Source organism: Planctomycetia bacterium (genome assembly GCA_015200345.1).
Lineage (GTDB): Bacteria > Planctomycetota > Phycisphaerae > UBA1845 > UTPLA1 > PLA3.
In genome coordinates this window covers 3,195,158-3,220,824 of the sequence record CP054187.1, presented here as the reverse complement: position 1 = coordinate 3,220,824, position 25,667 = coordinate 3,195,158, and the positions used below count along the sequence as shown (strand labels likewise).

Here is a 25,667-nt window from a genome sequence, read left to right as displayed (position 1 = left end):
CCTCACCGCCCCCCTCGACCGGTCAGCGCGCGCTGCTCAACCACGTGCGGCAGATACGCCGTCCCCAAGCTGCTCAAATTGCGGTAATAACGCACCTGGGCCACTGGCCCGCGCATCTCCAACACCGCTTTGATTCGCTGCGTCACGCCTGTGTGATCTCCATAACCCACCGCGTCCACCGTGAACACCGCCGAGGACGAGGTGATCTTCGGGAGAATCCGCCGGAACTTGTACGGACTCACCAACCCCGTCGTCACCAGAAACGCCGGCGTACTCAACTGCTCCGCATCCAGTTGCTGCCGCGCCGCGAAAATCGCCTGAACCTCCTCGTCCGTCAGTTCCACGATCGAAGCCAGCACCGGCAACGGCGCCGTGCTCACGTTGATACGCCCGGCCATCGCAGGCGTCGCATCCGTCGTCAGCCGGTCGAGGATCAACGGGAGATCCTCATACGTCCCCGGAGGCGGCTCCGGCGTCAGATCCTTGAACACCGGCGGCGCACCGGCTGCCTGCTTTTCGGACCTACCCTGATCGGTACTTTCACTCGGTTGGCTCGCCGGGTTTTCTTCGCCCGGCTGGGAGGAGGCGGGATCCCCCTGTGGCTGTGTTGTCGCGGGGTCTTCAGGTTGTGCGGCCTCTTCTTCCGGAAGCTCGTCCGGCTCGGGTGCCGGGATCAGGTTCATAACACTGTTAAAGGCCTTCCCCCCGGTGCGGACCGCCATGATATAACTGGTAAGGTGGGGCGGGATTTCCGCCTCCAGCGCTTCCTGCAATTTCTGCGTGTCCTTCATGTTCAGGTTGATGCGCGGCCGACCGTCGCGCGAGAGGTTTGCTTCGTACGACCAGATTGTCAGATAAGGCGCCACGCCGGGGTACAGGACGCCGTCGCCGTTGTCCGGCGGAAACGAGTTCGCTCCGTCATCCTCGTTGGGGTCGAGCAGGCCGTTCTGGTTGTAGTCCTCGCCATACAGAACCCAGCCGTTAAACCCGCGGACGAGCAGCAATTCCTCAATGGTCGAGAAGCGCGCCCCCTTCACGCGATAACCCGGCTCCAGCTTGGCGTAGTATTCGTCCTTCGCGCCGTTGGGCCGCGGCACGGCGCCCTTCTCCCGCCAGTCCAGGAGCGAATCCACCAGCACGTTCACATCGACCGGCGACGTCGTCTCCTGCGGGATGGCGTACTCGAACAGCCGACGAAGCTGTTCCTCCTTGGCGAGATTCAGGTCCAGGCGAGACGTTTCATCCGTCACGCCGTACCGCACCGTCGCCGGCTCATACGGATTCGGCGCGACGAGGTTGAATCGCCAGACGGGCGGCGCGTTCGGATCGTAACTGTTGTTCACGGCTTCGTTACTCTGCACGGCCTGCCGGGGCGTCGGTGTCACCGGAACGGCACGAAATACCGCGGGATTGTCGTACCACACCGTCGGATCGTTTCGGTAGGCCCGCAACACGACGATGGCGTGTTGAATGCCGCTCTCGGCCGCCATGCGCGCGTAGAACGATGCCTGCTGCGAGTTCACCTCGTCGGTGTACGAGCGCACCATGAAGGAGTAACTCGCGGCCAGCAGCGACAGCAGGGCGATCATCACCAGCACAACGACCAGAATCAGCCCGCGACGGCGTCTCATGGCGTCGCCCCCCCGCCCGAAGACTGGTTCAGTTGCGACGCACGCTGCTGCGCCCGCATCATGCGCGACCCGAAAAAGACATCCGCCTGCGGCAGCTTCACCTGCACCGTGAACGTCTTCCGCGAGAACGGCTCGGGCAACGCCGGCTGCAATTCCGAATCCTGAAGATCCATTTCCTGATCATCCGGCGGCGGCAGTTCGTCGTAGCCCACCGTCACCTCGACCGCCTGCGGCAACGAGTTGCCCATCCCGCCGAACCCCCCGCGCAGATCCCACTTGTCGATCCAATCGATACCGTCGAAATAGCGAATCCGCAGGTATTTCAGCTCCGGCGCGAGCAGGTCCAGCTCGATCGAATCCGGCCGCGCCTCGTTCAACACCGTCTGGTTCAGCGTCTTGATCTCCCGCCGCGCCAGGCCCAACGGCTTGGGGCCTTGCGTGCCGTCCGGGTAGTCGTGCGACGCGTCGTAGTCGTACGCCAGGTAATACTGCACCTGGCGGATGTCGCACCGAGCGGCGATCGGGTTGTCGCCGATCCCTCGCGGGATGAACTGCTCCTTCGATGGCAATACAACCGTCTGAATTGAAAGGAACCGCTCCGTCCCCCACACGCCGGGATCCCCGTTTCCCAGGAACCCGCTCGACGAGCGAATCTCATCGGCGATCTTCAACGCCGTCCTTCGCGCCAGCGACCCCTCCGTGATCATCCGCGTGCTGCGGTCGCGCTCGGACAACGTAATGTCATAAAACGCGAACATGACCATCATCACGAGCGCAATCAGGCTGATCGCCAGCAGCAGCTCCAGCACCGTCATCGCCCGTCGCGTTCGCACCGCCATCCCTCAACCTCACGCTTGCGCTCAACCGCCGCGCTGTCCGCGACGCGGCGTCCCCGGCATCATCCCGTTATTTCCGCCGCCCGGCTGACCTGCACCACCCTGACCGCCTCGACCCCCCTGGCCGCCCTGTGCACCTTGACCGCCGGGAATCCCCCCGGCGCCGCCCAACTGCTGCTGCAACTGCTCGATCTGATTCTGATCGCCGCTCTGGATCGCCTCCATGATCTGCTGCATCTGGGCCTCGCCAAGCTGCCCGCCGAAGGCCTGCATCAGCATCGGGAGGATTTGCGCCAGCATGTCTAAATCCAGCGACGCCAGCTCCTTCGGATCGACCGCCGTCGGATCCAGCACCGCCGCACCGCCCGGGATCGCGTCCGTCAACTGCTGCAACTGCTCATCCGACAGCCCGAAGTCCCGACCGAGGTTGATCGGCCGCGGCGGCGCGCGAAGCACCATCGTCGATAGTATCAGCGGGCTGTTCTCGTCAGTCGGATCGCCGTTGAAAATGTCCACCTGCACCCGCGCGGCCCCGGGGATCATCGGATCCATGCCGGCCGTCACGCGATAGCTCATGCCCGGCGGCGCGTCGAGGTCCATCGCGCCACTAAGATCGGTTAACTGTCCGCCGCTCGACGTCTCGGCCTGCTGGATGATCGGCAGCGTCGCCAAGTCGATGTTTGTCAATACCTGCTCGGTCGCCATCATCGCACGGGTGCGCAGCTCGGCCCGGTCGATGTCGAGCTGCCCGTTGCGAAACGCGAATCCGATGATCCCCATCGCGATCACCAGGATCGACACCGACAGGACGACTTCCAGCAGCGCCGCTCCGCGCCGAGCGCGTACGCGACCCACCGGCGCGCACAGCTCCCACGATGCATCCCGCCCGCTCGCAATGGATTTCGATCGCTCCGCCATCGCGTAACCCAAGCTCGTATATCGAGTAAAAGGCCGACCGAAGGCCCCTGCGTCTTGTACGCGCAGCAGCCCGTTTTGTCGCAGCCGATCGGCCACGAAGTTCCATTCAGGCTCGTCTCGCCCAGACCTGTGAATTCCTGCTTAAGGATAGCGCGGAGCGGAGCTTACGACTGATCGTAGTAGTGGGTCAGTCTCGTCACGAACCGGTGCAAGGACAACGTAAGCCCAGCCCGCCTGGCGAGTTGGACAATCGGTGCACTGCCACAAATCGCGTGCGACGAATCGCTTACTTGCTGAACCGGCCGACGGCGATGCAGGCGTTGTGGCCGCCGAAGCCGAAGGAGTTGCTGATGGCGACGTTGACGCGTGCGTCCTGCGGCTTGAGGGGGGTGTAGTTCAGGTCGCAGCCTTCGCCGGGGTTTTCGAGGTTGATGGTCGGCGAAATGACGCCGTGCTCGATGGCCATCACGGTGGCGACGAGTTCGACGCCGCCGGAGGCGCCGAGCAGGTGGCCGATGCTGCTCTTGGTGCTGCTGACGCGGAGCTTGTAGGCATGGGCGCCGAACACGCCCTTGATGGCGATGGTCTCGGCAATGTCGCCCAGCGGGGTGCTCGTTCCGTGGGCGTTGATGTAATCGACGGCGTCTGGATTGAGACCGGCGTCTTTCAGGGCGTAGCGCATGGCGGCCGCGCCGCCGCTGCCCTGTTCATCGGGCTGGGTGATGTGGTTGGCGTCGCCGCTCATGCCGTAGCCGAGCACTTCGCAATAGATCCTGGCGCCGCGCCGCTTGGCGTGCTCCAGTTCTTCAAACACAAAAATGCCGGCGCCCTCGGCCATGACAAAACCGTCGCGATCGCGATCGAACGGGCGGGAGGCCCGCTTGGGATCGTCGTTTCGCGAAGAGAGCGCCTTCATCGCGGCGAAACCGGCCAGGCCAAGTCGCGTGAGCGCCGCTTCGGAGCCGCCGGTGATCATGACGTCGGCGTCGTTGCGGCGGATGGCGTGAATCGCATCGCCCATGGCGTTGGTGGCCGAGGCACAGGCCGTCGCCACCGCGGTGTTCGGCCCCTTGGCGCCGAGCATGATGGAGATGTTGCCGCTGGCGGCATTGACCATCAATTTGGGGATGGTGAAGGCCGAGACTTTGTCGGGGCCTTTCTCATGGCAGCGGAGGTTCTGCTCTTCCAGCTCCTGCAAGCCGCCGATGCCCGAACCGATGATGACGCCGAAACGCGTCGGGTCGATCCTGTTGCGATCCAGGCCGCTGGAATCGAACGCGCTCCGCGCGGCAGCCATGGCCATCTGCGCGAAGCGGTCCAGTCGCTTGATCTCTTTCTTCTCGAGGTAGTTTTCGGGGTTGAACTCGCGGCACTCGCCGCCGAAGCGCACGTCGAACTTGCTGACGTCGATGCGCGTGACCGGACCGATGCCGCTCTCGCCGGCCAGCAGCCGCTCCCAGAACACATCCGGCGTGTTCCCGAGCGGGCTGATCAGCCCCATTCCCGTGATGACAACTCGACGACGTTCAGCCATTCCCGAACAATCCCTCTATCAGAAAGTACACTCCGCCACCCCGGCGCGGCAGCGCCAAACCACGCCTTCCGCAACGATCGGCGACGCGGGTCATTCCTTCTTCTGGTGCTTGGCGATGTACTCCACCGCGTGACCGACCGTCTGGATCTTCTCGGCCTCCTCGTCGGGAATGCTGATCTCGAACTCGTCCTCGAACTCCATGACCAACTCCACCGTGTCGAGCGAGTCGGCGTTCAAGTCGTTGACGAACGAGGTCTCCATGTTGATCTCGCTCTCCTTAACGCCCATCTGCTCGGCGACGATTTTGACGACCTTTTCCTTGATCTCTTCCTGTGTAGCCACTGCCACTGTGATCTCCCTTCTTTGGCCACTGATTCCGGCGAGCGGCCTATCCGCCCGGCGGGGTCGACCCCGCGCCGACCCGACCGCACGCCCTTACATCCGTAATCCACCGTCAACGGCCAGAATCTGCCCGTTGATGTAGCCCGCGGCTGGCGACGCCAGAAACGCCACGGCGGCGGCCACTTCCTCCGGCTCACCGAACCGTTGGAGCGGAATCAGCGGGCGGACCTGCTCCTTGACCTTTTCAGACAAGACGCTCGTCATGTCGGTGTTGATGAAACCCGGTGCGATCGCGTTGCACGTGACGCCGCGGCGGGCCAGTTCCTTGGCCACGCTCTTGGTCAGACCGATCACGCCAGCCTTGCTGGCCGCGTAGTTCGCCTGCCCGGCATTGCCCATCACACCGCTGATGCTCGTAATGTTGATGATGCGACCCCACCGCGCCCGGACCATGTACTTGCTGGCCGCCCGGGTCATGAGGAACACGCTGCGCAGATTGGTGTTCAGCACTTCGTCAAACTGCTCGTCGGTCATGTTCATGAGCAGCCCGTCGCGCGTGATGCCGGCGTTGTTGACGAGGATGTCGATGCGCCCCAGATCGGTGGCGACGTCGTCGATCCACTTTTCAACCTTGACCGCGTCGGTCACGTCCAAGGCGCGGGACACGATCTTGCCGATGCAGCGCGCGTCCGCCGCCTCCGCCGAGAGCGAACCGAGCCGCTCCGTGTTGCGGGCACAGGCCACCACCGTCGCGCCCGCCTTCGCCAGCGCCAGGCTCGTCGCACGGCCGATGCCGCGCGATCCGCCCGTCACAATTGCCACTCGGTCGATCAAGTCCGCCATGGACAACACACTTTCTTACGGGCCTGGCCCGCTCGTTGGGGGTCAGGCCGACTCGCCTCACACCGATGCCGAATCTCGCACCAGCGACGCCGCCGTTGAAAAATTCAGCGCCGTCACCTTGCGGTTGATCTTTTTCATCAGACCCGTCAGCACTCGGCCGGGGCCGACTTCCACGAATCGCTCGAACCCGTCGGCGATCAGACGCTCCATCGAGGCCTGCCAACGAATCGGCTGCGCCACCTGGTCCCGCAGCAGGGTCCGAACCGTATCAGGGGTCGCATGATAGTCCGCCGAGACATTTGATACCACTCCCAGCGGCCCTTTCACGATCGGGACGGCCCGCAAGGCGGATTCCAGCCCCGCAGCGGCCGGTTCCATCAGCGACGAGTGAAATGCCCCCGCCACCGCCAGCGGAACCATCCGTGCGCCGTACTTCTCGGCCAAGGCAACCGCACGCGCACACGCCGTCGCCGCACCGGAAATCACAATCTGACCAGGGCAGTTAAAGTTCGCTGGCACAAGGACTTCCCCTTGTGCAGCCTCTTTGCAAAGCTCGGCTGTCCGCGCCTCGTCAAGACCCAGGACCGAGACCATGCCTCCCTGGGACGCCTCGGCTGCATCCTGCATCAGCCGGCCACGCCTGGCAACCAGTTTCAGGCCTTCTTCGAAGCCGATCCAGCCTGCCAGGTGCAGGGCCGTGTACTCACCGAGGGAGAGGCCGGCCATGGCTTGCGGCGCGAATTCGTCGGCCAGGCCGTTGGCCAGCATCGCGCGCCAGATGGCGACGGAGGTGACAAAGATCGCGGGCTGTGACATATCTGTGGCATTCAGCCGGTCGGCCGGACCGTCGAAGCACAGGCGCGACAGCGGGAGCTTCAGGAGGTCGTCGGCCTGTTCGAAGACCGCGCGGGCCTCGCTCGAGGCCTCGGCGATATCCTTGCCCATGCCCACCTGCTGGGCGCCCTGTCCGGGGAAAATGATCGCTGTCTTACTCAAGGTTGAACCTCACCATGCCCGAGTCGCGGGTTGCGAATCGCTCGCGCCCGGCGGGCGCATCCACCCGAAAGTTGTTACACTCAAACGCGAATCAGCACCGACCCCCAGGTCAAACCGGCACCGAACGCGACCATCAGCACGAGATCGCCGGATTTGACGCGGCCGGTCTTGCGGCACTCGTTCAGCCCCAGCGGCACCGACGCGGCGGACGTGTTTCCATACTTCTGGATATTGCAAAACATGCGCTCCGGCGGCAGGCCGAGTCGCTCCCGGACGCTTTCGATGATCCGAAGGTTCGACTGGTGCGGTATGACAATGGCCAGCTCGTCCGGCTTGACGCCGACTTCTTTGAGCGTCGACTCGACCAGTTCCAGGTTTCGCTTAACCGCCAGTTTGTAGACTTCACGGCCCTGCATCTTGATGTAGTGCAGCCGCTCATTGATCGTCATTTGCGAGGCGGGGGTTCGCGATCCGCCGCCCGGCACGCACAGCATGGAGAAACCATTGCCCTCGGCGTGCATCTTGTGATGCAACAGGGCCGGACCGGACGCATCGGGCACGGCCGACAGCACCACGGCGCCGGCGCCATCGCCGAAGAGGATGCACGTCGCACGATCTTCGTAGTCGGTGATGCGTGACATCGTCTCGGCACCGATCACGAGGATGTTCCGAAACGTGCCGGTCTGAAGCAGGCTCGTCGCGGTGATGAAACCGTAAATGAACCCGCTGCACGCGGCAGCAAGATCAAACGCGGGAATCGTCCGCTTGGTCAACGCCTCCTGCACAAAACAGGCCGTCGACGGAAACGGGCATTCCGGCGTGATCGTGCTGACGATGATCAGGTCGATGTCCTCGGGCGTCATCCCGGCGTCGGCCAGGGCATCGCGCGCGGCGGCCGTCGCCAAGGTGGCGGTGCTTTCCTTCTCGGAGCAGATGCGGCGTTCGAGGATGCCGGTCCGTTCGCGAATCCACTCGTCGGTCGTATCGAGCCGTTCGACGAAGTATTGATTCGGCAGGACGCGCTCGGGAACCGCGCAGCCCGATCCGCTGATCTTGACGCCGAGCGGTCTAGGCATTCGCCACTTCCTCCGTGAGCCGGCTTAGAATCATCTCGTTGACGCCGGATTTGACGTAATCCACGCTGACGCGGACGGCGTTCTTGATCGCGCGACGATCGCTGCTGCCGTGGCAGATGATGCAGACGCCATCGACCCCCAGCAGCGGCGCGCCGCCGTATTCGCTGTAGTCGTGGCGCGCCCAGATTTTCTTGACGACCGGCTCGAAACGATGAGCCAATTCGGCGTCTTCCTGCTCGATCTCATGCTTGATCGTTTCAAAAATGCCGTGGCTTAGCCCCTCCACCAGCTTCAACACGACGTTGCCCACGAACCCGTCGCACACGGCCACTTCGCACGCGCCGTTGAACAGCTCGCGCCCTTCGATGTTGCCGACGAAATTAACCGACGGATCCTGCTTGAGCAGTTCGTGCGTCTGCTTCACCAGGGGGCTGCCCTTGACCTCCTCGCTGCCGATTGAGAGCAGGCCGACGCGCGGGCCTTTGATCTTCAACACCGCCTCGGCGTAGGCCGACGCCATCTGGGCGTATTGCAACAAATGGTGCGGCTTCGGCGCGACGTTGGCCCCGACATCGCACACCGTCAGCGGCCCGTGAAACGAGGGCAGCACGACGGCGATGCCCGGGCGCTGCAAGCCGGCGAGCGTGCGCATCTTGAGCTGGCAGGCCGCAGCACAAGCGCCGGTGTTGCCGGCGCTGATGACGGCATCAACCGCGCGCTCGGAGGCGAGCTTCGCCATGATCATGATCGAGGAGTTCTTTTTCTGGCGAAGCGCCTCGACCGGCGAGTCGTCCATCTCGATGACTTCGGGGCAGTGTTGAATGGCGATTTGCTTGTTGGAGGCGTCGTTGCCGAGGTGAGCGCGGACGAGGTCTTCCTTGCCCAGCAGGATAAGCTCGTCACCAGGGCCTAAGTAAGAAAGGCCCTCCACCGCGCCGCGAACAATCTCGGCCGGAGCATGGTCGCCCCCCATCGCATCAATGGCGATCCGCATGGGCCGGTGCTACTCCTCTTCGGTCTTGATCTTGAGCGCAATCTTGTTGTTCACGTATCCGCAGTTCGAACAGGCCCGGTGGGGGCGCTTCGCCGCGCCGCATTTCGGGCAGGCCGGCAGATTCGCCGCCTTCAGCGCGTGATGCGCTCGGCGCTTGCGGGTCATGGACTTGGAGCTACGTCTGGCTGGAACCATTCTGTCACCTGTGAGTCTTTTGCCTCTTGGTCGAATCTCGCAATTTAGGACCGAATCGCAGCGTTGTCAAGCGCCGATTTCGCACGCAAGCTGTTTTCAGCCAGAAACTTAGGCCCGTTTTGCCCGGCCAAACATGAAACGCGCCTTACGCTGCAACGATCTCGCGTCTTCTGAATCAACCCGGAGCGCGAATCGCCGCATGAAGCTTTCGCAAGTTGATACCCCCCGCCGCGTCGATTCGTGCCTCCCACGTCTCGCCCTTTTTCACCGGAACGGCTGGCGCCTCGACCTGCGCCACGCGCACGCCATGCTGCGCCGCCATGCGCGGGTCATCGACCAATTGCCAGAAACGCCGCCACAGCTTCGCTTCCTCGGAATCGCCGGCGATCGATTCGGGCGCTCGGCCGCCGCCGAGTTCATAGCCCATTCCGGGCGGCTGCGCCTCGCCAAAGACCCGGCGGAACATCACAAGGCTCTCGCCGCGGGCTGCGTCGTCGCCGCCGACCAGCTCCGGTTCGAACTTGATGACCAACCCCTCGAAATAGACAAGCTGGCCGACGACCTCGACCACCTGTGGCGAAGCGAGTCGCCCATCGGGCGCGATCTCCTGCCAGCGAAGCGTCGTAACGATCCGGCCGGTCGAGTCCTTGCGCTGGTCGATCACGTCGATCTGCGCGGCGCGACGCGACGCGCTAAGCCGCCGCGCGAAGGCGGCGAGTTTCTCCTTCTCGCGCCGCTCCTGCTCGACCTGCGCCGACAGACGCTTCAACTCGGCCGCGCCGAACTGATTCACGCCGTAGCCGATGCCAACGCCGAGGACCGCCATCCCCAGCAGATATCGGAACCATCGAATGGACTTGAGCATAGTGCCCCAATCATTTCCGCCGGTGCCACGCCGGACCGAGCTCTTCTACAAGCGTGCCCATTGATGGCCGCAGAGCCATGCCAACCGTCTGCTACTATCCACTGACCACTGCTAATAAACAATCGTCCCCTCGACGGGCGAGCTCGCGCTGGCGTAAAGCTTTCGCGGGATGCGGCCGGCGCGGGCGGCGAAGTAGCCGGCGGTCAGTGCGTGTTTCATGGCGACGGCCATGGCGACCGGGTCATTCGCCGAGGCGATACCGGTGTTGAGCAGGACGCCGTCGGCGCCCAGTTCCATGGCGCGGGTCACGTCACTGGCTGTTCCGACGCCGGCATCGACGATGACGGGGTAATCCGGGTCTCCCTCCTTGAGCATCTCCAGAATGATGCGGATGTTGTTGGGGTTGAGAATGCCCTGGCCGCTGCCGATCGGGCTGCCGGCGGGCATGACGCTGGTCGCGCCGGCCTCCTTGAGTCGACACGCAGCGGCGACGTCGTCGCTGGTGTAGACCATCACCTTGAAGCCGTCCTTGAGCAGTTCGCGCGTCGCCTCGAGCGTGCCGAGCGGATCAGGGAGGAGCGTCTTCTTGTCGTGCAGCACCTCGACTTTGACCCAGTTCGCGCCGGGGTTGTTGATCTGTTCGAGCAGCTCGCGCCCCAGTCGTGCCACACGTATGGCATCGTCAGCGGTGAAACAACCGGCCGTGTTCGGCAGGATCGTGTATCTCTTCGTGTCGATGAAATCAAGCAGGCTGCGGTTCTGCGCGTCGAACAGGCGCTCGCGCCGCACGGCGACGGTGACGACTTCGCAGCCGCTGGCGGCGAGGCACTCGCGCATCAGCTCATACGTCGCGTACTTGCCCGTGCCGACGAACAAGCGCGAGCGAAAAGACAAGTCGCCGATTTTCAACGATTGCGGATCCATGGCGTCAGGCCTCTTTCCCGAGTGAGCGGTTACCCGCCGCCGACCAGGGTTACGATTTCCACCGTGTCGCCGTTCGCGAGAGGGGTCGCCTCATACGACGCGCGGCGGACGAGTTTCTTGTTCACCTCCACGGCGAACGGCGGGCGCGGCTGACGCTTCGCGATCAAGGTCGCCACGGTGGCCGGCGCGTCGAGCGCGACCGATTCGCCGTTCACGGTGATTTGAATGGTGGTTTTGATCATATCGTTGCCGCGATCGCCCGCGAGCAGGCTCGCCGTCTAAGTCGTACGACGCGGGATTGTAGCCGAGAACCCCGTTCGATCCGACGGTGCACCGGACACGTTCAGATCCGACCCTCCAGGCACAACCGAGTTCGATGGCTTGCGCCATCGGCTCCTTGGACCGCTCACGTCTCCCGCACCAGCACGCGCGTGTAGAACCAGTATACGAACGCGAGAAACGCGAACTCCACCACGATCCCGATGGCCGCATCGACCACGCCGTGAAGCAGCACCAGCAGGATCGCGAACGTCAGGCTGTTCAGCAGGATGGCGGCGACCGCCTGAAGCCGCCGGCCCGCGACGGCCGCGTCATTGCTGCGATCCTTCCGCAGGCCCCACAACACCGCCGACGCCAGCGTCACGCTCAAGGCGACCGTGTACGGCATGATCGTCAGCACGGCTTCCAGATCAGGCCCGCGCCAGAAGCACAACACGACGGCCGTGATCAAACAACCCAGCGCGATCCAGACTGAAAGCAGAGCAAGCACACGTCCATTGTCGGACGAATCGCGAGGATCGTCGAGCCGATACTCTATTAGGCACGACTCGTGCCGGAGGTTGGTTTGGCGAACGAACATTCCATCGAAGACCTGACCGGCGGCGTGACGAGCGCCGCGCGGCGCATCGATCGCGCCTGCAAGGCGATCGTATTCCTCGCGACGCTCGCCATCGGCCTGCCGCGCATCGCGCAGGGCGGGTTGGGCTGGTCCGACGCGCCGAACCACCTCTTCGACGGCGTGTTCCTGCTGGAGTTTCTTCGCGCGCAGCCCCTGGAGGCGGCGCGGCAATGGGCCGAGCAGTTCTACCTGCGCCATCCGATCCTCGGCATCATCGTCTACTATCCGCCGGGCTACGCGATGGTCGAGGCAGGCATCTTTTCGATCCTTGGCGTAAGCGTTTTCGCGGCAAGGTTGACGGTACTGCTGTTCGCGCTCGGCGCGACGCAATTGGCATATGCGCTTGGCCGGCGATGGTTCGATCGCGCCACCGGCCTGTTCGCCGCGCTGCTTCTCGTGACCTGTCCGCACGGTCGCTTGTGGCTGGCCGATGTCATGCTGGAATGGCCGGCGACGTTCTGGATTCTCGCGGCGCTTTATGCCTATCAGAAAGATCGCGACACGCGGCGGCCGTGGTGGACGCTGGCATGGGGCGCGGCCGTCGTGATGGCGTTCCTGACGAAGCAGACCGCCGGATTCATTCTGCCGGTGATGCTGCTGCACGCACTGATCGAGGACGTTCGTGCGTGGCGGGAGGCGCGGCGCAGCAAGCGCGAACCGGAATCAGCGAAATCCCAAAAGCGACCGTCCGCCATGGATGGGCTTCCGGCGTCCTCGTTGGCGACTTCGCAACACCCGGCGTATCTCGCCCGTCCCACGATGTGGATTTCGCTGGGCATTTCAAGTGCCGTTATTGCGACATACTCCGCATTCGCGCGGCCCTACGCCGCGCTGCCGGTGCTGCTCTTGAAGCCCAATCTCGACTTCTCCGGCATGGCGCACTGGCCCGCGGAGATCCTCGGCTGGCCGCTGCTGCCCATCGCCGCTTTAGGCTTCCTCACGCTGCTGATCGGCACGTGGCGCGGGCCGCGCGGCCTGATCCTGCTCTGGTTCGTCGCGTGGACCGGCTTCTCGCTCGTCATCGCCGCGAAGGAGCCGCGGTACTTCTTCTTCTCCATCGCTCCACTGTGCCTCGCCGCGCCGCGATTCCTGATGCGCGCCGGCCGCAGGGATGAAGCCGATTCGACCGATCGACCGCTGGCGTGGCGGACCGACGGCCCGCGCCTCGTCCTCCTGACGCTGCTGGTTGTCGCGCAAGCCGCGTTGAGCCTCCAGAAGGACACCGGCCCCCTGCCGGATTACACCAGCGCCGTCGCCGCGCTGGCCGAGCGGCCCGATGCCGACGTGGTGCTGGTCGATGCCGTGCGCGACGGGCAGTTCATCCTCGACGCCTATCGCAACCCATCGACGCGCGAGCGGATCATTCCGCTGCGCGCGAGCAAGGTGCTCTACGCCCGGGCGGCGCGGGAAAAATACAATTACCAGCAATTCGTCAACACCCCCGGCGAGATCGTCGACCTGCTCAACCGCTACGGCATTCGTTACCTCGTCATCGAGTCGCAACTGCCCGACACACCCTATCGCGACGCGGATCCGCCGCCGCGGCAGATGCTGCGCGACCTGCTCGCGACCGACGCGCGTTTCAAACTCATCGCGAAACAGCCGCTGCGCTGCAACGACCCGGCGTGGCGCGATGTCGAGCTGCGCGTGTACGCCTATCCCGAATGCCCGCCGCGCGCCACCGACTCCATCAAGCTCTCGTTCCCGGCAATGAACCGCGATGTGGAATTGATGCTGCCGCGTACGCCGGCGCAAAACGATTTGTAGAATGGAGCCTCGCCGCGACGCGGATACACTGACTCGATTCGCCTCCCTTTCCCTTTGACTCCCAACGCGGCCCGCGCGAAAATCCGACCGACGATTCAACCACGATGGAGATCGCCGCCACCATGCCCTTTCAACGCGCCAGCCGACTCGACCAGCTTCCCCCTTATCTCTTCATCGAGATCGACCGCAAGAAACGCGCCGCCATCGCCGCCGGCAAGGACGTGATCGACTTCGGCGTCGGCGACCCCGACCGCCCCACGCCGACGTTCATCATCGACCGCATGGCCAGGACGATCTACGACCCGAAGAACCACCGATACCCCTACGACGCGGGTTTTCCTGAATTCAAGAACGCGGCCGCCGCCTGGTTCAAATCGCGATTCGGCGTCAACCTCGACCCGGCTGTCGATATCCTCGCGCTCATCGGCAGCAAGGAGGGCTTGGGCCATCTGCCGCTGGCCGTGCTCAACCCCGGCGATGTCGCGCTCGTGCCCACGCCGGCCTACCCCGTCTACCACGCCGCGACGATCTTCGCCGGCGGCGTGCCGCACCTGATGCCGCTGACCGAATCGCGCGGGTTCCTTCCCGATCTCGACGCGATCCCCGCCGACGTATTCGCGAAGACAAAACTGATGTTCGTGAATTATCCAAACAACCCGACCGGAGCCGTCGCGCCGCTTTCGTTCTATGTACGGGCCGTCGCGCTGGCGCGCAAGCATGACTTTCTCATCTGCTCCGACGCGCCGTACAGCGAAACGTTTTTTGACCCCGCGGATCGTCCGCCGTCGATCCTGCAAGTGCCAGGCGCGAAAGATGTCTGCATCGAGATGCACTCGTTGAGCAAAACGTTCAACATGACCGGTTGGCGAATTGCCTTCGCCGCGGGCAATCCTGACGTGCTGGCGGCCCTGGCGAAGGTCAAGGGCAACATGGACAGCGGCGCGTTCGGCGCGATTCAACAGGCCGGCGCGACCGCGCTGGAGCAGATCGACCGGCCGGAGGTGAGCGCGATCCGCGAGACGTACAAGGCGCGGCGCGATGCACTGGTGCCGGCGCTGAATCGCGCGGGGTTCAAAGTGGACCTGCCGCGGGCGACGTTTTTCGTCTGGGCGAAATGCCCGGCAGGCCTTGATTCGATGGGCTGCGCGTCGCGGCTGCTGGAGGAGGCGGCGATCGTCGCGATTCCTGGCGTCGGCTTTGGCCCGGCCGGAGAGGGGTTCGTACGGTTCGCGCTCACGGTGGAAGTGGATCGGATTCAGGCGGCGGGACGGCGGCTGGCGGAGATGACGTGGTGAGCGGACCAGCGCGGCACATCGCCTTCATCGGCCTGGGATCGAACCTGGGCAATCGCGAGAAAAACATCTCGGCGGCCCTGAACGCGCTGGAGGCCACGCGCGAAATAGACGTCGTGAAAACATCCGCCCTCTACGAGACGGAGCCGATCGGCGGCCCCGAGGGCCAGGGCAAGTACCTCAACGCCGTCGCACAGGTGCGCACGACGCTGACGGCCCATCGGCTGCTTCACGTCTGCCGGCGGATCGAGGACTCCCTCCAGCGCCAGCGCGAGGTGCATCACGGCCCGCGCACGATCGACCTGGACATTCTCGCGTTTGACGACGAGATTCATTCGACGCCGGAGCTGATGATCCCCCATCCGCTGATGCACGAGCGGCGGTTTGTCATGGAGCCGCTGGCCGAGATCGCGCCCGACTGGGTCCACCCCGCTCTCGACCAAAACGCGACCGAACTGTTGGCGCGGATCGGCAGCGGGGAATCTCCCGCCACGGATATTTGATTTGAGGTTCATCTGGGAATTCCGCGAAAGGCCCGTCGCCTCTTGCGTGAGAAGTGCGCTTCATCTCGGGGGCTATATGCGATTTCCCTTGATGATTGCTGGGTAAAAAAAGGCGCCGTACACCCGGGATATGTAGCGTTTCCAAGCCGCCCACGCCGGTGGCCAGGAAGCTGGGATCCAAGGGCATGGCGCTGCTCGTCAGGATTTTGGGGCTTACTTCCACCAGGGTGGCGCTCGCGACGGAAGCGGGGCACGCGCTGCTCGTCAGGATTTTGGGGCTTACTTCCACCCTTGCCAACCTGGCAACCGGCAGGTAAATTGCCATGTTGCTAATCCTGCGCTCGAACTGTTATCAGCAGCGGGCAAAAAACGCAAACCAAAGGGGTGACATGGATCGGCCCAGGTCTCGTACGTGTCCATCGATGCTGGATTTAGAAATGCGGGCGTAATTCAGTGGCAGAATGCCAGCTTCCCAAGCTGGACGTCGTGGGTTCGAATCCCATCGCCCGCTATAGTTGTAAATCACGCCGCCCCTCGATAGTTGTGAGGCCCCCCGGCGTTCGGCTTCGGCGATTGCCCGTTCGTCTTCGTCCGGTTCGCGGTTCCGCACGACGGCTTCAAGCTCGCGCTGGACGGCTTCCAGCTCGGACCGCTCGCCCGCAGCCGCGGCGTCGTGGTCGGCGATGCGGCCGGAGCGAGGCCCGTGAAAGCGCGCCGGTTCGACCGGTCCCGCAGGAGCACGTGGATGCCGTCCGCCCATTCGTCAGCCGCCAGGTCTGGGCGATGATTCAGCTCCAACTTTTCACCGCCGCCCCGCCGGATGCCCCGCAGCGCCCGCTAAGACCGCAAAAGCTCACACGACGCTCGTGTTGTACGCCCCGCACGTGTCCGTCGCGGCCGCAGCGCTCACGAACGCCGCGTACTGACTGCCCGCCGGGAAAGGGCCAACCACCCCCGCTCGGCCATCCTCCGCGGCGCAGAACCCATCATCCGCCCAGGCCGGTTCCCCCTCGGCCCAGAACGATCTTCACCGCACAGCGGTCCGAACCAGCCCTGGCACGCGCCGATGCTCGAGGAGCGGATGCGGCCGTGCCGGCTATCGTCTTTTCGCGCGGATGGCCGCGGCGCGTTTCTCGAACTCCTTCGCTTCGGCCTCTCTCTTCGTCGCTCGAAGCAGCGCGGCGTAGTTTTCCAGGCTGGTCGCCACGTCGGGGTGGTCGGGGCCGAGGGCCTTCTCCAGGATCGCCAGCGAGCGCTTGTGCAGCGGCTCGGCCCTGGCGTAGTCGCCCTGGGTGCGGTACAGCTCCGCCAGGTTGTTCAGGCTGGTCGCCAGCCGCTGATCGGTGGGGCCGAACTTCTCCGCTTCTTCAAGGGCGAGCTTATAGAGTCGGAGCGCCTTGTCGTACTGCGCATGTTGTTCCGCCGCGCCAGCCTCATTTATGTAGGTCTCCCACAGCGTGTCCTGCGCGAGAGAGGCGGTCGCAAGGGCCCACACAATCGCCGACATGCCGGCCGCCCGCCGGCATCGCCGGCCCCGATTCGGGGCATACATCTGCATCCTCCTTCGGCCGGCGGCAGCCCCGGAGCGGTATTTCCGATTCTGACCTTGCCCGGCTGCGCTGCGACCTGTGTTCCGGCATTATACCGGCGCCCGCCTGCGGCTGCGCCGACCCTGTTCCCGTGGTTTGTCCCCCTGCCGGCCGAGCGGGACTCGGAATCGCCGTCAGCGTAACGGCCGCGAAGTCTCTCACAAAATACCGTCCCGAGATTCCAGTTGAACTGTGAGCCAAGGCATGAGCGTAACGATGGCCTGATCGTAACCTGGGCGATGGTGATAGGAAGGAACTCGGGGTTTGGATGTTCGCAAGGACGGCAGGCGCGTGCCTCCTGGACGCCAGCGCGGTGTAACACCGCGCGGATTTGCATCTAGAGCCGCGCTGCCGAACGCCGTCAGGTCCCCACGATTCGCGGGGCGGCGAGGTTTAGTCTAAACGCGCCCGGGGGGATTCGAACCTCCGACCTGCGGTTTAGGAATCTAAACCCGCCTTGGCTCAAACGCGCAACCAACGATACCAACGCGGTTTGCGAATTGCAAGTTTTGGCTATTTGGTTGTGATTTGCGGCTGTTTGTGGCCCCCAGCGCGGTGTAGACCGCGCTGCACCGCGCGGATTGACCAGCGTCAGTCGTGCCGATGTCGGTCCGCGCGCGATGCGTCGTCGCCGAAGTGCGATTTTTCATCGTCGTCAAGATCACGATCGCGCTGTTGCAGGCGCCACGCGTCGAAGCTCACGCGGTCGATTCGCCGCGATGTTGCCTTCTTCCCGTTGGTCACGAACTTGCCTGCACTCGCAGCCTTCGAGACGCGCGCGGCTGTTTTCCTCTCGTCCAGATACGGGAGATCATTGGCCAGCAGTGCGGCGCATTGCGATACCGACAGCCATTGTTCCTGGGGCACGGGCGGCCGGAGCGAGCCGATCGCCGATTGCAACGGGCTGACGTCGATGCAGCCGGCTTCGGTGTGCCATGAAACATGCTCCGCCAACGGCAGAAACGCTGGGCGCATGTCCTGCCACAGGCCCGGCGGCGGAATTGCCTTGGGCACAATGATCACAGGGGCGTTGGCGGCCGCCAAACGTGGGGCGTTGCTGATAATCGTGCTTGCATCCGATCGCCCCAGGGCGCGTGCCCAGAACACATCCAGCGGTCCGCCGCCCGTGAATACGGTGCCGAGCAGGCACACCCGATTCGGCACAAGCAATTCGAATTGGCTGCCAAGCTGAAGCAGCCGCCCGAGTGATTGCCCTATGACATCGAACACAATTTCCCACAGTTGAAAGAAGTCGGCATCGATGACGACCAGTCCGCCGCACTCCTCGTGCTGGCAGAGATGGAGACTCACGGCCTGGCCAGTCCGAGGATGCGGTGTCGGGTCGTAGGCGATGTCGCAGTGATTCGGACAGTCGTAGTAGATCGTGGATCGGGCCAACGGACCCTTTCGAACGATTCCCGCTGCGATGAACCGTTCGAGCACGCCGGTTGGCCATCGGCGGACCTCTTCGAAAGTCAGTGCCGGTTCATCTGCGCCATCGAGTCGCGCCAGTAGCCCTCGCAGGATGTCAGTCTCGCGCAATGCCCCACTCCTTCAGGTACTTCTTGGCAATCTGGTCGTGCGTGTCGTCGCGGAGCGTGCAGCGATCTGGGTACGTCACCTCGAACGTGAGCGACTTCGGCCGCTCGCCGTTGTGCGGCTCAAAAGTGAAGCGGAGCTTCGCCTGTGATACGTGCAGGTCGGAGATTGGCAATTTGGATTGATCGATGGCTTGATCCAGAAGCTCGTGTAACGCGCGCGGCCTCCGGTCGTTGGCATTGGCGGAGATGGCGATGCGCCACGAAGGCGACGCCGGCACGTCGAATCGCATCGCCCGCACGTGAACCGCGGCAACCCGATCCTTGGGCGCGGTCCGAAACGAGAACGCCGAATCCTTCAACACCGCCAGGTCGAACGGCACACGGCCGTCCTCTGGCAGTTGAACCAGGCCCAGGATTGTCTTGCAGAAAATCTCCTCCAACTGCGTGATCTGCCGCTTGTTGCCGCGGGCCCGCAGTTCGAGCAGGCCGTCCTCCGGCCGATACACGAAGATGATCTCGAAGGCGGACCGTCGCGCGCGGTGTTGAAAGCGGCCGCGTTCGTCGTAGCCGATATCCGTGCTGGCGTAGTCCTCCGGGTATGCAAAATAACACTGCCGCTCGGGGTCGTGACGCTCATAGACATCGACATGGCAGTGTCGGCCGCGACCTTGCCGCCGGTAGAAAATCCGCAGCGACTTCTGAAACGCGGCCAGCGATTGTTCGTCGCACCGTGCCTGAAGGAACTTGCCGACAAATCGGCGCCGCCAGCCACCCAGCCGATCCATCTCGTGGAAGCAGCCGGCCACTTGAAACCGCTTCGGATCATTCAGGAATGTCCACATCGCCCGTTCGTAGGCGTTGTTCATTCGTGAGAATCGCTCCGGCCAGTCGTCGTGGTTCCACAGCTCGGCGTCCTCGAGAATCGCCTGCGTGCCGCCCTCGCATGCTAGGTCGTTGATCATCGAGAAGTCACTGTCGATTCGGCTGCGCACCTGTTCGTCGAGCCGCTCCATCGCCTCGAAGATCGGGTTGACCTCGGTCTCGCGCAGCATGTCCCATCGGAACCCCAAGTCGACGCCGCGGCGCTTGAAGTACTCCTCAAGCATCGTGTTTGGAACACTGCGGAGAAAGGTCTTCGCGGAATATTGCCGAGCCATTGTCCATCTCCTCCGAGACAGCAAATCGCCGGGCCGCGTCATCCGATGACACGCGATTCCGTGGCCTAGGCCCGGCAACCATTGGGGCTGGCATCCGCCGACGGGCGGATCGGGGGAGCAGATTAGGGAAACGTTCGGGTCCTGTCAAGCACAAAATTCGCCGGGCAGTGAATTATGCATCTTGAGGGTTGCGTCGGCGCGGGGAGCGGCGGTTTCAAGTCATTGACGTAACTGGGGTTATTTCGAGGTATCTCGGTTATCGTGGCGAGCGTTTGGTCGCCGTAATGTTGGATCGGTGACCAACGCTTGCGGTCCTCGCTACATGTGGAGACTACTTGCGTTGGCGAACGCTACATCAAGGCCATCGGCTTGCTCACCACCGGCGGATCTGCCGACAACCCCTGGCAACTTCGCCTTCGTTGCGTCAATCAGTGTTTTCTTTGAGGGAAAAGCTCTGCCCGCCGCTGTCGGATGAGTTCAGCGGTGATATGGACCTCGCGGACGCTCTTGCACAGGGCCATCGCCTTCTCAATGTGTCGTTCGGCTGCGTCTAGGTCGTCATTGCGATAAAGGACCATCGCCAGGTAATGATGGATTTGCCAGATGTGCGGCGACATGTGGGCCGCCTTCGTCAGTGCTTTTTCTGACCGGTCCCATCGGCGCGCCTCGTAGGATAGTACTCCGTCGAAGTAAAAGGGCCTGGGATCATCCAGCGCGAGGGTCTGCCATCGCTCCAACATGTCCAGCGCAGCATCGAAGTCACCCTTCGCCCTGGCAACGATCGCCGTGTCGTGGGCATCTTTCGATGCCCAGTTCTTGCACAAGAACTTCGCGCCGAGTGCCGCAAGGGCCACAGCGAAAAACAACCCCGCTGGGTGCAACGCTGCGCGGGAGGAGGGCCTCGCCGGTTCGTCCTCCAATGCCCGCACCATGCCGATCGTCATGAACAGGTACATCAGCGGCACGGGCTGATAGAAGCCGTAGCTGAAGATCGCGTCCACGACCACGCCGACGAGGACGGCCATTGCGACCATCTCGACGACTCGCGTAGCGTGATCGCGCGACACCATCAGGCGCCCGCTTCGCTTTAGGGCGGCCGCGAGGAGCGCCAACAAGAGCACCAGGCCGACAACGCCGAGTTCTGCCGTCCACTGCAAGTAGTCATTGTGTGCATAGCGCACGAATTCGATGTTGTCCGCGACGAAGCGCGGGTATTCCAGGGCAAAGTTACCGAACCCCATTCCGTGTATTGGCGATTCTTTGATCATGTCCCATGTCGCCGACCAGATCGGGAGCCGGCCCGATGTGCCCCGCGAAACCAACCCCCACAGCCGAAGTTGAAGCAGTTCCGGCCCGTAGCTCGTGCTGGACGCCCCCCAAATCGCCACCGCGACAAACGTCAAAACTACGGCGGCCATCCCGGTGACAGCCAGCGGCCACATCCGGCGGATGGACGCCCGGCCTGGCAGGCCGGCGCGAAGGATCAAAATGACCACAACCAGCCAGCCGATCAGCAGCCCCAGCCAGGCGCTGCGGCACATGGTCATTACCAATGCGACCAATTGGACCGCGACGGCCAGCGTGAGCAGACCCCTGACGAATCGGCTGCCGGACAAGAGCATGATCCCAATGGTGAAGCCCACCGTGATCATGAGATGCTGGGCAAAAAGGTTTTGATAGCCGAAGAGCGCCAGAATCTTTCCATGCTCGCGGAATATGATCGGATATCCCAGCACCTCGACAACGGCCGCGCAGGCTACGATCACACCGGCAACCGCCGCGCAAGTGAATAGTGCGCGGCGCCGGCGCGGGGTGGTGAGAACAGTTCGGGCGGCGATGCACAGCGACGCCGGCGCGGCAAGCAAGGGCAGTTCCAGCCAAGTGAAGTATGTGTTGCCCGCCCAAAGCGACGAGAGCCCTGCCCACAAGAGCAACAGCAAGATCAGCCGGCCTTCGGGCCAGCCGTTCCACGTTGCGCGGTCGAGCCAGCGAGTGGACAGTCCCAACGTAGCCGCGGCCAGGCCCAGCCCACCCAGCAGCCACGCCTTGTAGAACAAGAACGGTTCGGTAGAGCGAGGGTGAAACGCCAACGGCACCAGAATCGCCGCACCCGCCAGAATGCCAATTTGAAGATGATCTACAAAAGGCGTCTGTCTGATCGCCGCGTTCGCTTCCGCCGGTTCGGGTGGGTGTTGAAACACGCCCGTCGATTGTAATGTCCCGACGCCGCTTTGTTTCAAAGACACTTAATGCGAGGGATTGCCGCCTTTCCAACTTGGTGGACCAGTTTGCCAGCTTGGCCCTCGATGGGTATTTCTCGCCCGTCAAATTGAGGTGCTTGTAATATTGGGCGGGAACCGCCCACCATTGAGCGGTCACGAAGCAACTCGCACGGAATCCACTGCGTAAGTTCTCGCCGTGTATGGAGTTGTGAAATAAGTCGCGACTGCCTGGCGATTGCGATGGCGATTAGGAAGGTTGCAACTTCCCGGTAGTTCGACAGATTTCTCCAACCGCTCTTGATTCAACGGCAGTGTCGGCGATATATTGACCCGGAATTCAGTTATTCTGTGTGCGCTTCATATTCACAGGGCTTGCTACACGGTTGGAGAAGGAGGCGACAACTGTGACGCGATCACGCTTTTCCTTCGGATCGGCCTTCGGTCTTGTTGCAGTTGTGATTCCACTGTGGCTCTGCACAAACGTTCATGCGAGGGGCGCGGATTGCAACAACAACGGCATACCCGACGACGTGGACATTCGTCGCGGCTCGATCGTGGCGTGGGGAGGCAACTGGGCCGGCCAGACCAACGTGCCTGCGCCCAACAGCGGCTTCGTAGCCATCGCGGCCCTCGGCGACCACAGCATGGGTCTGAAGGCCGACGGCTCGATCGCGGCGTGGGGATACAACGGCGGCGGCCAGACCAACGTGCCTGCGCCCAACAGCGGCTTCGTAGCCATTGCAGCTGGTGGGGGCCACAGTCTGGGTCTGAAGGCCGACGGCTCGATCGTGGCGTGGGGAAACAACGACAACGGCCAGACCAACGTGCCTGCGCCCAACAGCGGCTTCGTAGCCATTGCAGCTGGTGGGGGCCACAGTCTGGGTCTGAAGGCCGACGGCTCGATCGTGGCGTGGGGATACAACGGCGACGGCCAGACCAACGTGCCTGCGCCCAACAGTGGCTTCGAAGCCATCGCGGCTGGCATCTACCACAGTCTGGGTCTAAAGGCCGACGGCTCGATCGCGGCGTGGGGATACCAGACCAACGTGCCTGCGCCCAACAGCGGCTTCGTAGCCATTGCGGCCGGCGGCTTCCACAGCATGGGTCTGAAGGCCGACGGCTCGATCGTGGCGTGGGGATACAACGGCGACGGCCAGACCAACGTGCCTGCGCCCAACAGTGGCTTCGTAGCCATCGCGGGTGGCATCTACCACAGTCTGGGTCTAAAGGCCGACGGCTCGATCGCGGCGTGGGGATACAACGGCGACGGTCAGACCAACGTGCCTGCTCCCAACAGCGGCTTCGTAGCCATCGCGGCCGGCGGCCTGCACAGCATGGCCATAAGAACGGAAAACGACTGCAACTGGAATGGCGTCCCCGACGACTGTGAGAGCGACACCGACGCCGACGGCATCATCGACGACTGCGATAACTGCCCGTTCGACTTTAACCCCGACCAGATCGACTCGGATGGCGACGGCGTTGGTAACGACTGCGACGGCTGTCCCTTCGACCCCAACAAGACCGAGCCACTCTTCTGCGGTTGCGGCAACCCGGAGACCGACACCGACAGGGATGGCGTGCCCGACTGCGTGGATAACTGCATCTTCGTTGGCAATCCCGACCAGACTGACACCGATGGTGACGGATTCGGCGACGCGTGCGACGCCTGCCCCGATGATCCGACGTGCCACTGCCGGATCGTGGTCGATCACGGCGGTGGCGGCGATTTCACCACCATTCAAGCAGCCATCGCCAACGTGCAAACGGTCAATCAATGCGAGATCATCGTGATGCCCGGTATTTACGTGGAGAATATCGACTTTTTGGGGAAGAACATTGTCGTGCGTTCGTCTGACCCGCTGGACCCGCTGGTGGTGGCCGCCACGGTGATCGATGGCAACCAGTCTGGTTCGGTCGTGACCTTCCAGCGCGGCGAGAAGCGCCAAGCTGTGCTGTCGGGGTTGACGATTCGCAATGGACAATCTGCTGGAGGCGGTGGAGTTTTTTGTGCATATAGCGCACAGCCGACCATTACTCGCTGCGTCGTCGAGGACAATCTGGCTGCGGGTCCCTGGCCGGCCCGCGACGGTGGTGGAATGTTGTTCGGCGGCTACACCGCATATACGGCCTACTCGGCATACACGACGTTCTTCAATCCCCTGGTGGCCGATTGCATCATCCGACGCAATGAAGCGGCAAACGCGGGTGGTGGTATCGCGGCTGTGGCGTCGTACGCATTTCAGATTACTCCCGAAGCAACGATCCAGCTTGATGTGGAATCCTGCGAGATCTATGAGAATGTCGCGAATGGTGAAGGTGGCGGTGGCCTCGCGGCCTATGGATACGGCAGTCTCCATGCCGTACTTAAGGTGAACAACTCCGATATTCACAATAATACGGCTGGGTTTTACGGAGGAGGGCTAATCGCGTTCACGAGCTACACAAGCTATATAACCAATTCGACGATTCGGAGTAACTCGGCAAGTGCAGGCGGTGGTGCACGCATAGGTAACACGGTGATTGAAAACTGCGTGATCTCCGGCAACAGTGCATACGAGGGTGGAGGCGCAGACGGATCATCGAATTCCACGATTCGCAACAGTCAGGTCACTGAAAACACCGCCATATACACAGGAGGCGGCCTCAGCCAATTTGACCGCGTCGAGACCTGCGAGATCACCAACAACGTCGCCAACCAACACGGCGGCGGCATCGCGAGGTCAAACGGGCTGATTCTTGGAAACGTCCTGTACGGCAACCTCGCCCAGGAGGCTGGCGGTGCCCTCTTCGACTGTAACGGACTTATCCTGCGCAATGACATCCGCGAGAACCAGGCATGGGAAGGTGCCGGCCTGTTCTCTTGTGACGGCGACATCCGCAACAATCTCGTGGTGGGCAACGCCGCGGGGCTGGCTGGCGGCGGCTTCCGCGCCTGTGCCGGTTTCATCAGACAGAACACCATTATGGACAACTGGGCAGGCTTCGCCGGCGGCGGCATCGCCGGCAGCTTCGCCCAGCTTAATGGCAACATCCTCTGGGGCAACGTCTCGATGTTGCTCGGCCCGCAACTCTACTTCTCCAGCACGCCGTCATATTCGATCATCCAGAACCACAACGGCAGCGGCGTTGGCAACCTCGCGCTTAATCCGTTGGTGGACGCAAACTACCGCCTGACTTCCAAGTCTCCTGGCATCGACGCCGGCGACCCGGCCTACGTCCCCTTGGAGGACGAATTGGACATCGACGGCGATGCTCGTGTGTTCAACGATCGCGTTGACATCGGCGTTGACGAATTTACCGGCGTGCCCTGTGTGCCCGGCGACTTCAACGGTGATGGGCTGGTGACGATGGATGACTTGCCCGGCATGGTCGCTGCACTCTGCGCACCAGCGGCGATGGATTGTATGCCAGGCGATATGAATCACGACGAACTCGTCAACGGTCTCGATATACAGTTCTTTGTCGACTGCATTTTGATGAAGTGAGTTGCACGGCAGCGCCAGACGGCTCGGCCGAAGGGTGATGGCGCCGCCGAATCCAA

The 25,667-nt window shown here is 63.1% G+C and carries 22 protein-coding genes and 1 tRNA gene; 5 read left to right on the top strand and 18 right to left on the bottom strand.

The features are described 5' to 3' along the window. Positions 1–2: 2 nt before the first annotated feature. From HRU71_13160 to HRU71_13095, 14 genes are all read right to left on the bottom strand, one after another. Positions 3–1,631 (bottom strand): general secretion pathway protein GspK, encoded by a 1,629-nt coding sequence (locus tag HRU71_13160; GenBank protein ID QOJ04376.1) that lies wholly within the window; start codon positions 1,629–1,631, stop codon positions 3–5. Next, the gene (locus tag HRU71_13155; protein ID QOJ04375.1) at positions 1,628–2,470 is read right to left on the bottom strand and encodes a hypothetical protein; all 843 of its coding nucleotides are present in this window, start codon (positions 2,468–2,470) and stop codon (positions 1,628–1,630) included. The genes HRU71_13160 and HRU71_13155 overlap by 4 nt, the downstream gene beginning before the upstream one ends. A gap of 21 nt (positions 2,471–2,491) precedes the next feature. After that, a complete protein-coding gene (locus HRU71_13150; protein ID QOJ01969.1) occupies positions 2,492–3,397 on the bottom strand; it encodes a hypothetical protein in 906 nt (301 codons plus the stop codon). A 274-nt stretch (positions 3,398–3,671) separates the two neighbouring features. Continuing rightward, entirely contained in the window at positions 3,672–4,919 is a 1,248-nt protein-coding gene (gene fabF / locus HRU71_13145; protein ID QOJ04374.1) for a beta-ketoacyl-ACP synthase II, read from the bottom strand. Between the two features lie 90 nt (positions 4,920–5,009). After that, positions 5,010–5,261 (bottom strand): acyl carrier protein, encoded by a 252-nt coding sequence (acpP, locus tag HRU71_13140; protein ID QOJ05013.1) that lies wholly within the window; start codon positions 5,259–5,261, stop codon positions 5,010–5,012. 93 nt (positions 5,262–5,354) lie between these two features. Then, positions 5,355–6,104 carry a 3-oxoacyl-[acyl-carrier-protein] reductase gene (gene fabG / locus HRU71_13135; GenBank protein QOJ04373.1) on the bottom strand — a complete coding sequence of 250 codons (750 nt, stop codon included), beginning with the start codon at positions 6,102–6,104 and terminating at the stop codon, positions 5,355–5,357. Positions 6,105–6,161: 57 nt separating this feature from the next. Further along, positions 6,162–7,100, bottom strand: a complete 939-nt coding sequence (fabD, locus tag HRU71_13130) for an ACP S-malonyltransferase (GenBank protein ID QOJ04372.1) — start codon at positions 7,098–7,100, stop codon at positions 6,162–6,164. A gap of 80 nt (positions 7,101–7,180) precedes the next feature. Beyond that, positions 7,181–8,176: a ketoacyl-ACP synthase III gene (locus HRU71_13125; protein ID QOJ04371.1), complete on the bottom strand. Its 996-nt coding sequence runs from the start codon at positions 8,174–8,176 to the stop codon at positions 7,181–7,183. Next, positions 8,169–9,170 carry a phosphate acyltransferase PlsX gene (gene plsX, locus HRU71_13120; protein QOJ04370.1) on the bottom strand — a complete coding sequence of 334 codons (1,002 nt, stop codon included), beginning with the start codon at positions 9,168–9,170 and terminating at the stop codon, positions 8,169–8,171. Before plsX ends, HRU71_13125 begins: the two co-directional genes overlap by 8 nt. Before the next feature lie 9 nt (positions 9,171–9,179). Next, positions 9,180–9,365, bottom strand: a complete 186-nt coding sequence (rpmF, locus tag HRU71_13115; GenBank protein ID QOJ04369.1) for a 50S ribosomal protein L32 — start codon at positions 9,363–9,365, stop codon at positions 9,180–9,182. 175 nt (positions 9,366–9,540) lie between these two features. Continuing rightward, entirely contained in the window at positions 9,541–10,230 is a 690-nt protein-coding gene (locus HRU71_13110; protein QOJ04368.1) for a hypothetical protein, read from the bottom strand. Positions 10,231–10,341: 111 nt separating this feature from the next. Continuing rightward, positions 10,342–11,154, bottom strand: coding sequence for a thiazole synthase (locus HRU71_13105; protein ID QOJ04367.1), 813 nt, complete (start codon positions 11,152–11,154; stop codon positions 10,342–10,344). A 29-nt stretch (positions 11,155–11,183) separates the two neighbouring features. Further along, positions 11,184–11,396, bottom strand: coding sequence for a sulfur carrier protein ThiS (gene thiS, locus HRU71_13100; protein QOJ04366.1), 213 nt, complete (start codon positions 11,394–11,396; stop codon positions 11,184–11,186). A 164-nt stretch (positions 11,397–11,560) separates the two neighbouring features. Next, entirely contained in the window at positions 11,561–11,923 is a 363-nt protein-coding gene (locus tag HRU71_13095; GenBank protein QOJ04365.1) for a hypothetical protein, read from the bottom strand. Between the two features lie 75 nt (positions 11,924–11,998). Here HRU71_13095 and HRU71_13090 point away from each other — a divergent pair, with 75 nt between their 5' ends. The 4 genes from HRU71_13090 to HRU71_13075 all read left to right on the top strand — a co-directional run bounded on the left by HRU71_13090 (position 11,999) and on the right by HRU71_13075 (position 16,125). Further along, positions 11,999–13,819: a glycosyltransferase family 39 protein gene (locus tag HRU71_13090; protein QOJ04364.1), complete on the top strand. Its 1,821-nt coding sequence runs from the start codon at positions 11,999–12,001 to the stop codon at positions 13,817–13,819. 122 nt (positions 13,820–13,941) lie between these two features. Beyond that, positions 13,942–15,114 carry an LL-diaminopimelate aminotransferase gene (locus HRU71_13085; protein QOJ04363.1) on the top strand — a complete coding sequence of 391 codons (1,173 nt, stop codon included), beginning with the start codon at positions 13,942–13,944 and terminating at the stop codon, positions 15,112–15,114. Positions 15,115–15,131: 17 nt separating this feature from the next. Continuing rightward, positions 15,132–15,614 carry a 2-amino-4-hydroxy-6-hydroxymethyldihydropteridine diphosphokinase gene (gene folK / locus HRU71_13080; GenBank protein QOJ05012.1) on the top strand — a complete coding sequence of 161 codons (483 nt, stop codon included), beginning with the start codon at positions 15,132–15,134 and terminating at the stop codon, positions 15,612–15,614. A 439-nt stretch (positions 15,615–16,053) separates the two neighbouring features. Continuing rightward, a tRNA-Gly gene (locus HRU71_13075) sits at positions 16,054–16,125 on the top strand. Positions 16,126–16,710: 585 nt separating this feature from the next. Here the strand turns inward: HRU71_13075 and HRU71_13070 are convergent. The 4 genes from HRU71_13070 to HRU71_13055 all read right to left on the bottom strand — a co-directional run bounded on the left by HRU71_13070 (position 16,711) and on the right by HRU71_13055 (position 22,102). Continuing rightward, positions 16,711–17,121, bottom strand: a complete 411-nt coding sequence (locus HRU71_13070; GenBank protein ID QOJ05011.1) for a tetratricopeptide repeat protein — start codon at positions 17,119–17,121, stop codon at positions 16,711–16,713. Positions 17,122–17,794: 673 nt separating this feature from the next. Then, positions 17,795–18,745 (bottom strand): hypothetical protein, encoded by a 951-nt coding sequence (locus HRU71_13065; GenBank protein ID QOJ04362.1) that lies wholly within the window; start codon positions 18,743–18,745, stop codon positions 17,795–17,797. Beyond that, entirely contained in the window at positions 18,732–19,901 is a 1,170-nt protein-coding gene (locus HRU71_13060) for a hypothetical protein (protein ID QOJ04361.1), read from the bottom strand. Before HRU71_13060 ends, HRU71_13065 begins: the two co-directional genes overlap by 14 nt. 428 nt (positions 19,902–20,329) lie before the next feature. Further along, the gene (locus HRU71_13055) at positions 20,330–22,102 is read right to left on the bottom strand and encodes an O-antigen ligase family protein (protein ID QOJ04360.1); all 1,773 of its coding nucleotides are present in this window, start codon (positions 22,100–22,102) and stop codon (positions 20,330–20,332) included. Between the two features lie 425 nt (positions 22,103–22,527). On the opposite strand from HRU71_13055, the gene HRU71_13050 reads away from it, so the two are divergent. Then, a complete protein-coding gene (locus HRU71_13050; GenBank protein ID QOJ04359.1) occupies positions 22,528–25,611 on the top strand; it encodes a thrombospondin type 3 repeat-containing protein in 3,084 nt (1,027 codons plus the stop codon). Positions 25,612–25,667: the final 56 nt, after the last annotated feature.

What these genes read in the sequence shown, in the direction of transcription:
- thiS (QOJ04366.1), bottom strand. Translation starts at nt 11,396, where the DNA reads ATGATCAAAACCACCATTCAAATCACCGTGAACGGCGAATCGGTCGCG.
- HRU71_13110 (QOJ04368.1), bottom strand. Translation starts at nt 10,230, where the DNA reads ATGCTCAAGTCCATTCGATGGTTCCGATATCTGCTGGGGATGGCGGTC.
- HRU71_13160 (QOJ04376.1), bottom strand. Translation starts at nt 1,631, where the DNA reads ATGAGACGCCGTCGCGGGCTGATTCTGGTCGTTGTGCTGGTGATGATC.
- HRU71_13085 (QOJ04363.1), top strand. Translation starts at nt 13,942, where the DNA reads ATGCCCTTTCAACGCGCCAGCCGACTCGACCAGCTTCCCCCTTATCTC.
- rpmF (QOJ04369.1), bottom strand. Translation starts at nt 9,365, where the DNA reads ATGGTTCCAGCCAGACGTAGCTCCAAGTCCATGACCCGCAAGCGCCGA.
- HRU71_13155 (QOJ04375.1), bottom strand. Translation starts at nt 2,470, where the DNA reads ATGGCGGTGCGAACGCGACGGGCGATGACGGTGCTGGAGCTGCTGCTG.
- fabG (QOJ04373.1), bottom strand. Translation starts at nt 6,104, where the DNA reads ATGGCGGACTTGATCGACCGAGTGGCAATTGTGACGGGCGGATCGCGC.
- fabF (QOJ04374.1), bottom strand. Translation starts at nt 4,919, where the DNA reads ATGGCTGAACGTCGTCGAGTTGTCATCACGGGAATGGGGCTGATCAGC.
- HRU71_13105 (QOJ04367.1), bottom strand. Translation starts at nt 11,154, where the DNA reads ATGGATCCGCAATCGTTGAAAATCGGCGACTTGTCTTTTCGCTCGCGC.
- HRU71_13070 (QOJ05011.1), bottom strand. Translation starts at nt 17,121, where the DNA reads ATGTCGGCGATTGTGTGGGCCCTTGCGACCGCCTCTCTCGCGCAGGAC.
- HRU71_13125 (QOJ04371.1), bottom strand. Translation starts at nt 8,176, where the DNA reads ATGCCTAGACCGCTCGGCGTCAAGATCAGCGGATCGGGCTGCGCGGTT.
- HRU71_13060 (QOJ04361.1), bottom strand. Translation starts at nt 19,901, where the DNA reads ATGGCTCGGCAATATTCCGCGAAGACCTTTCTCCGCAGTGTTCCAAAC.
- plsX (QOJ04370.1), bottom strand. Translation starts at nt 9,170, where the DNA reads ATGCGGATCGCCATTGATGCGATGGGGGGCGACCATGCTCCGGCCGAG.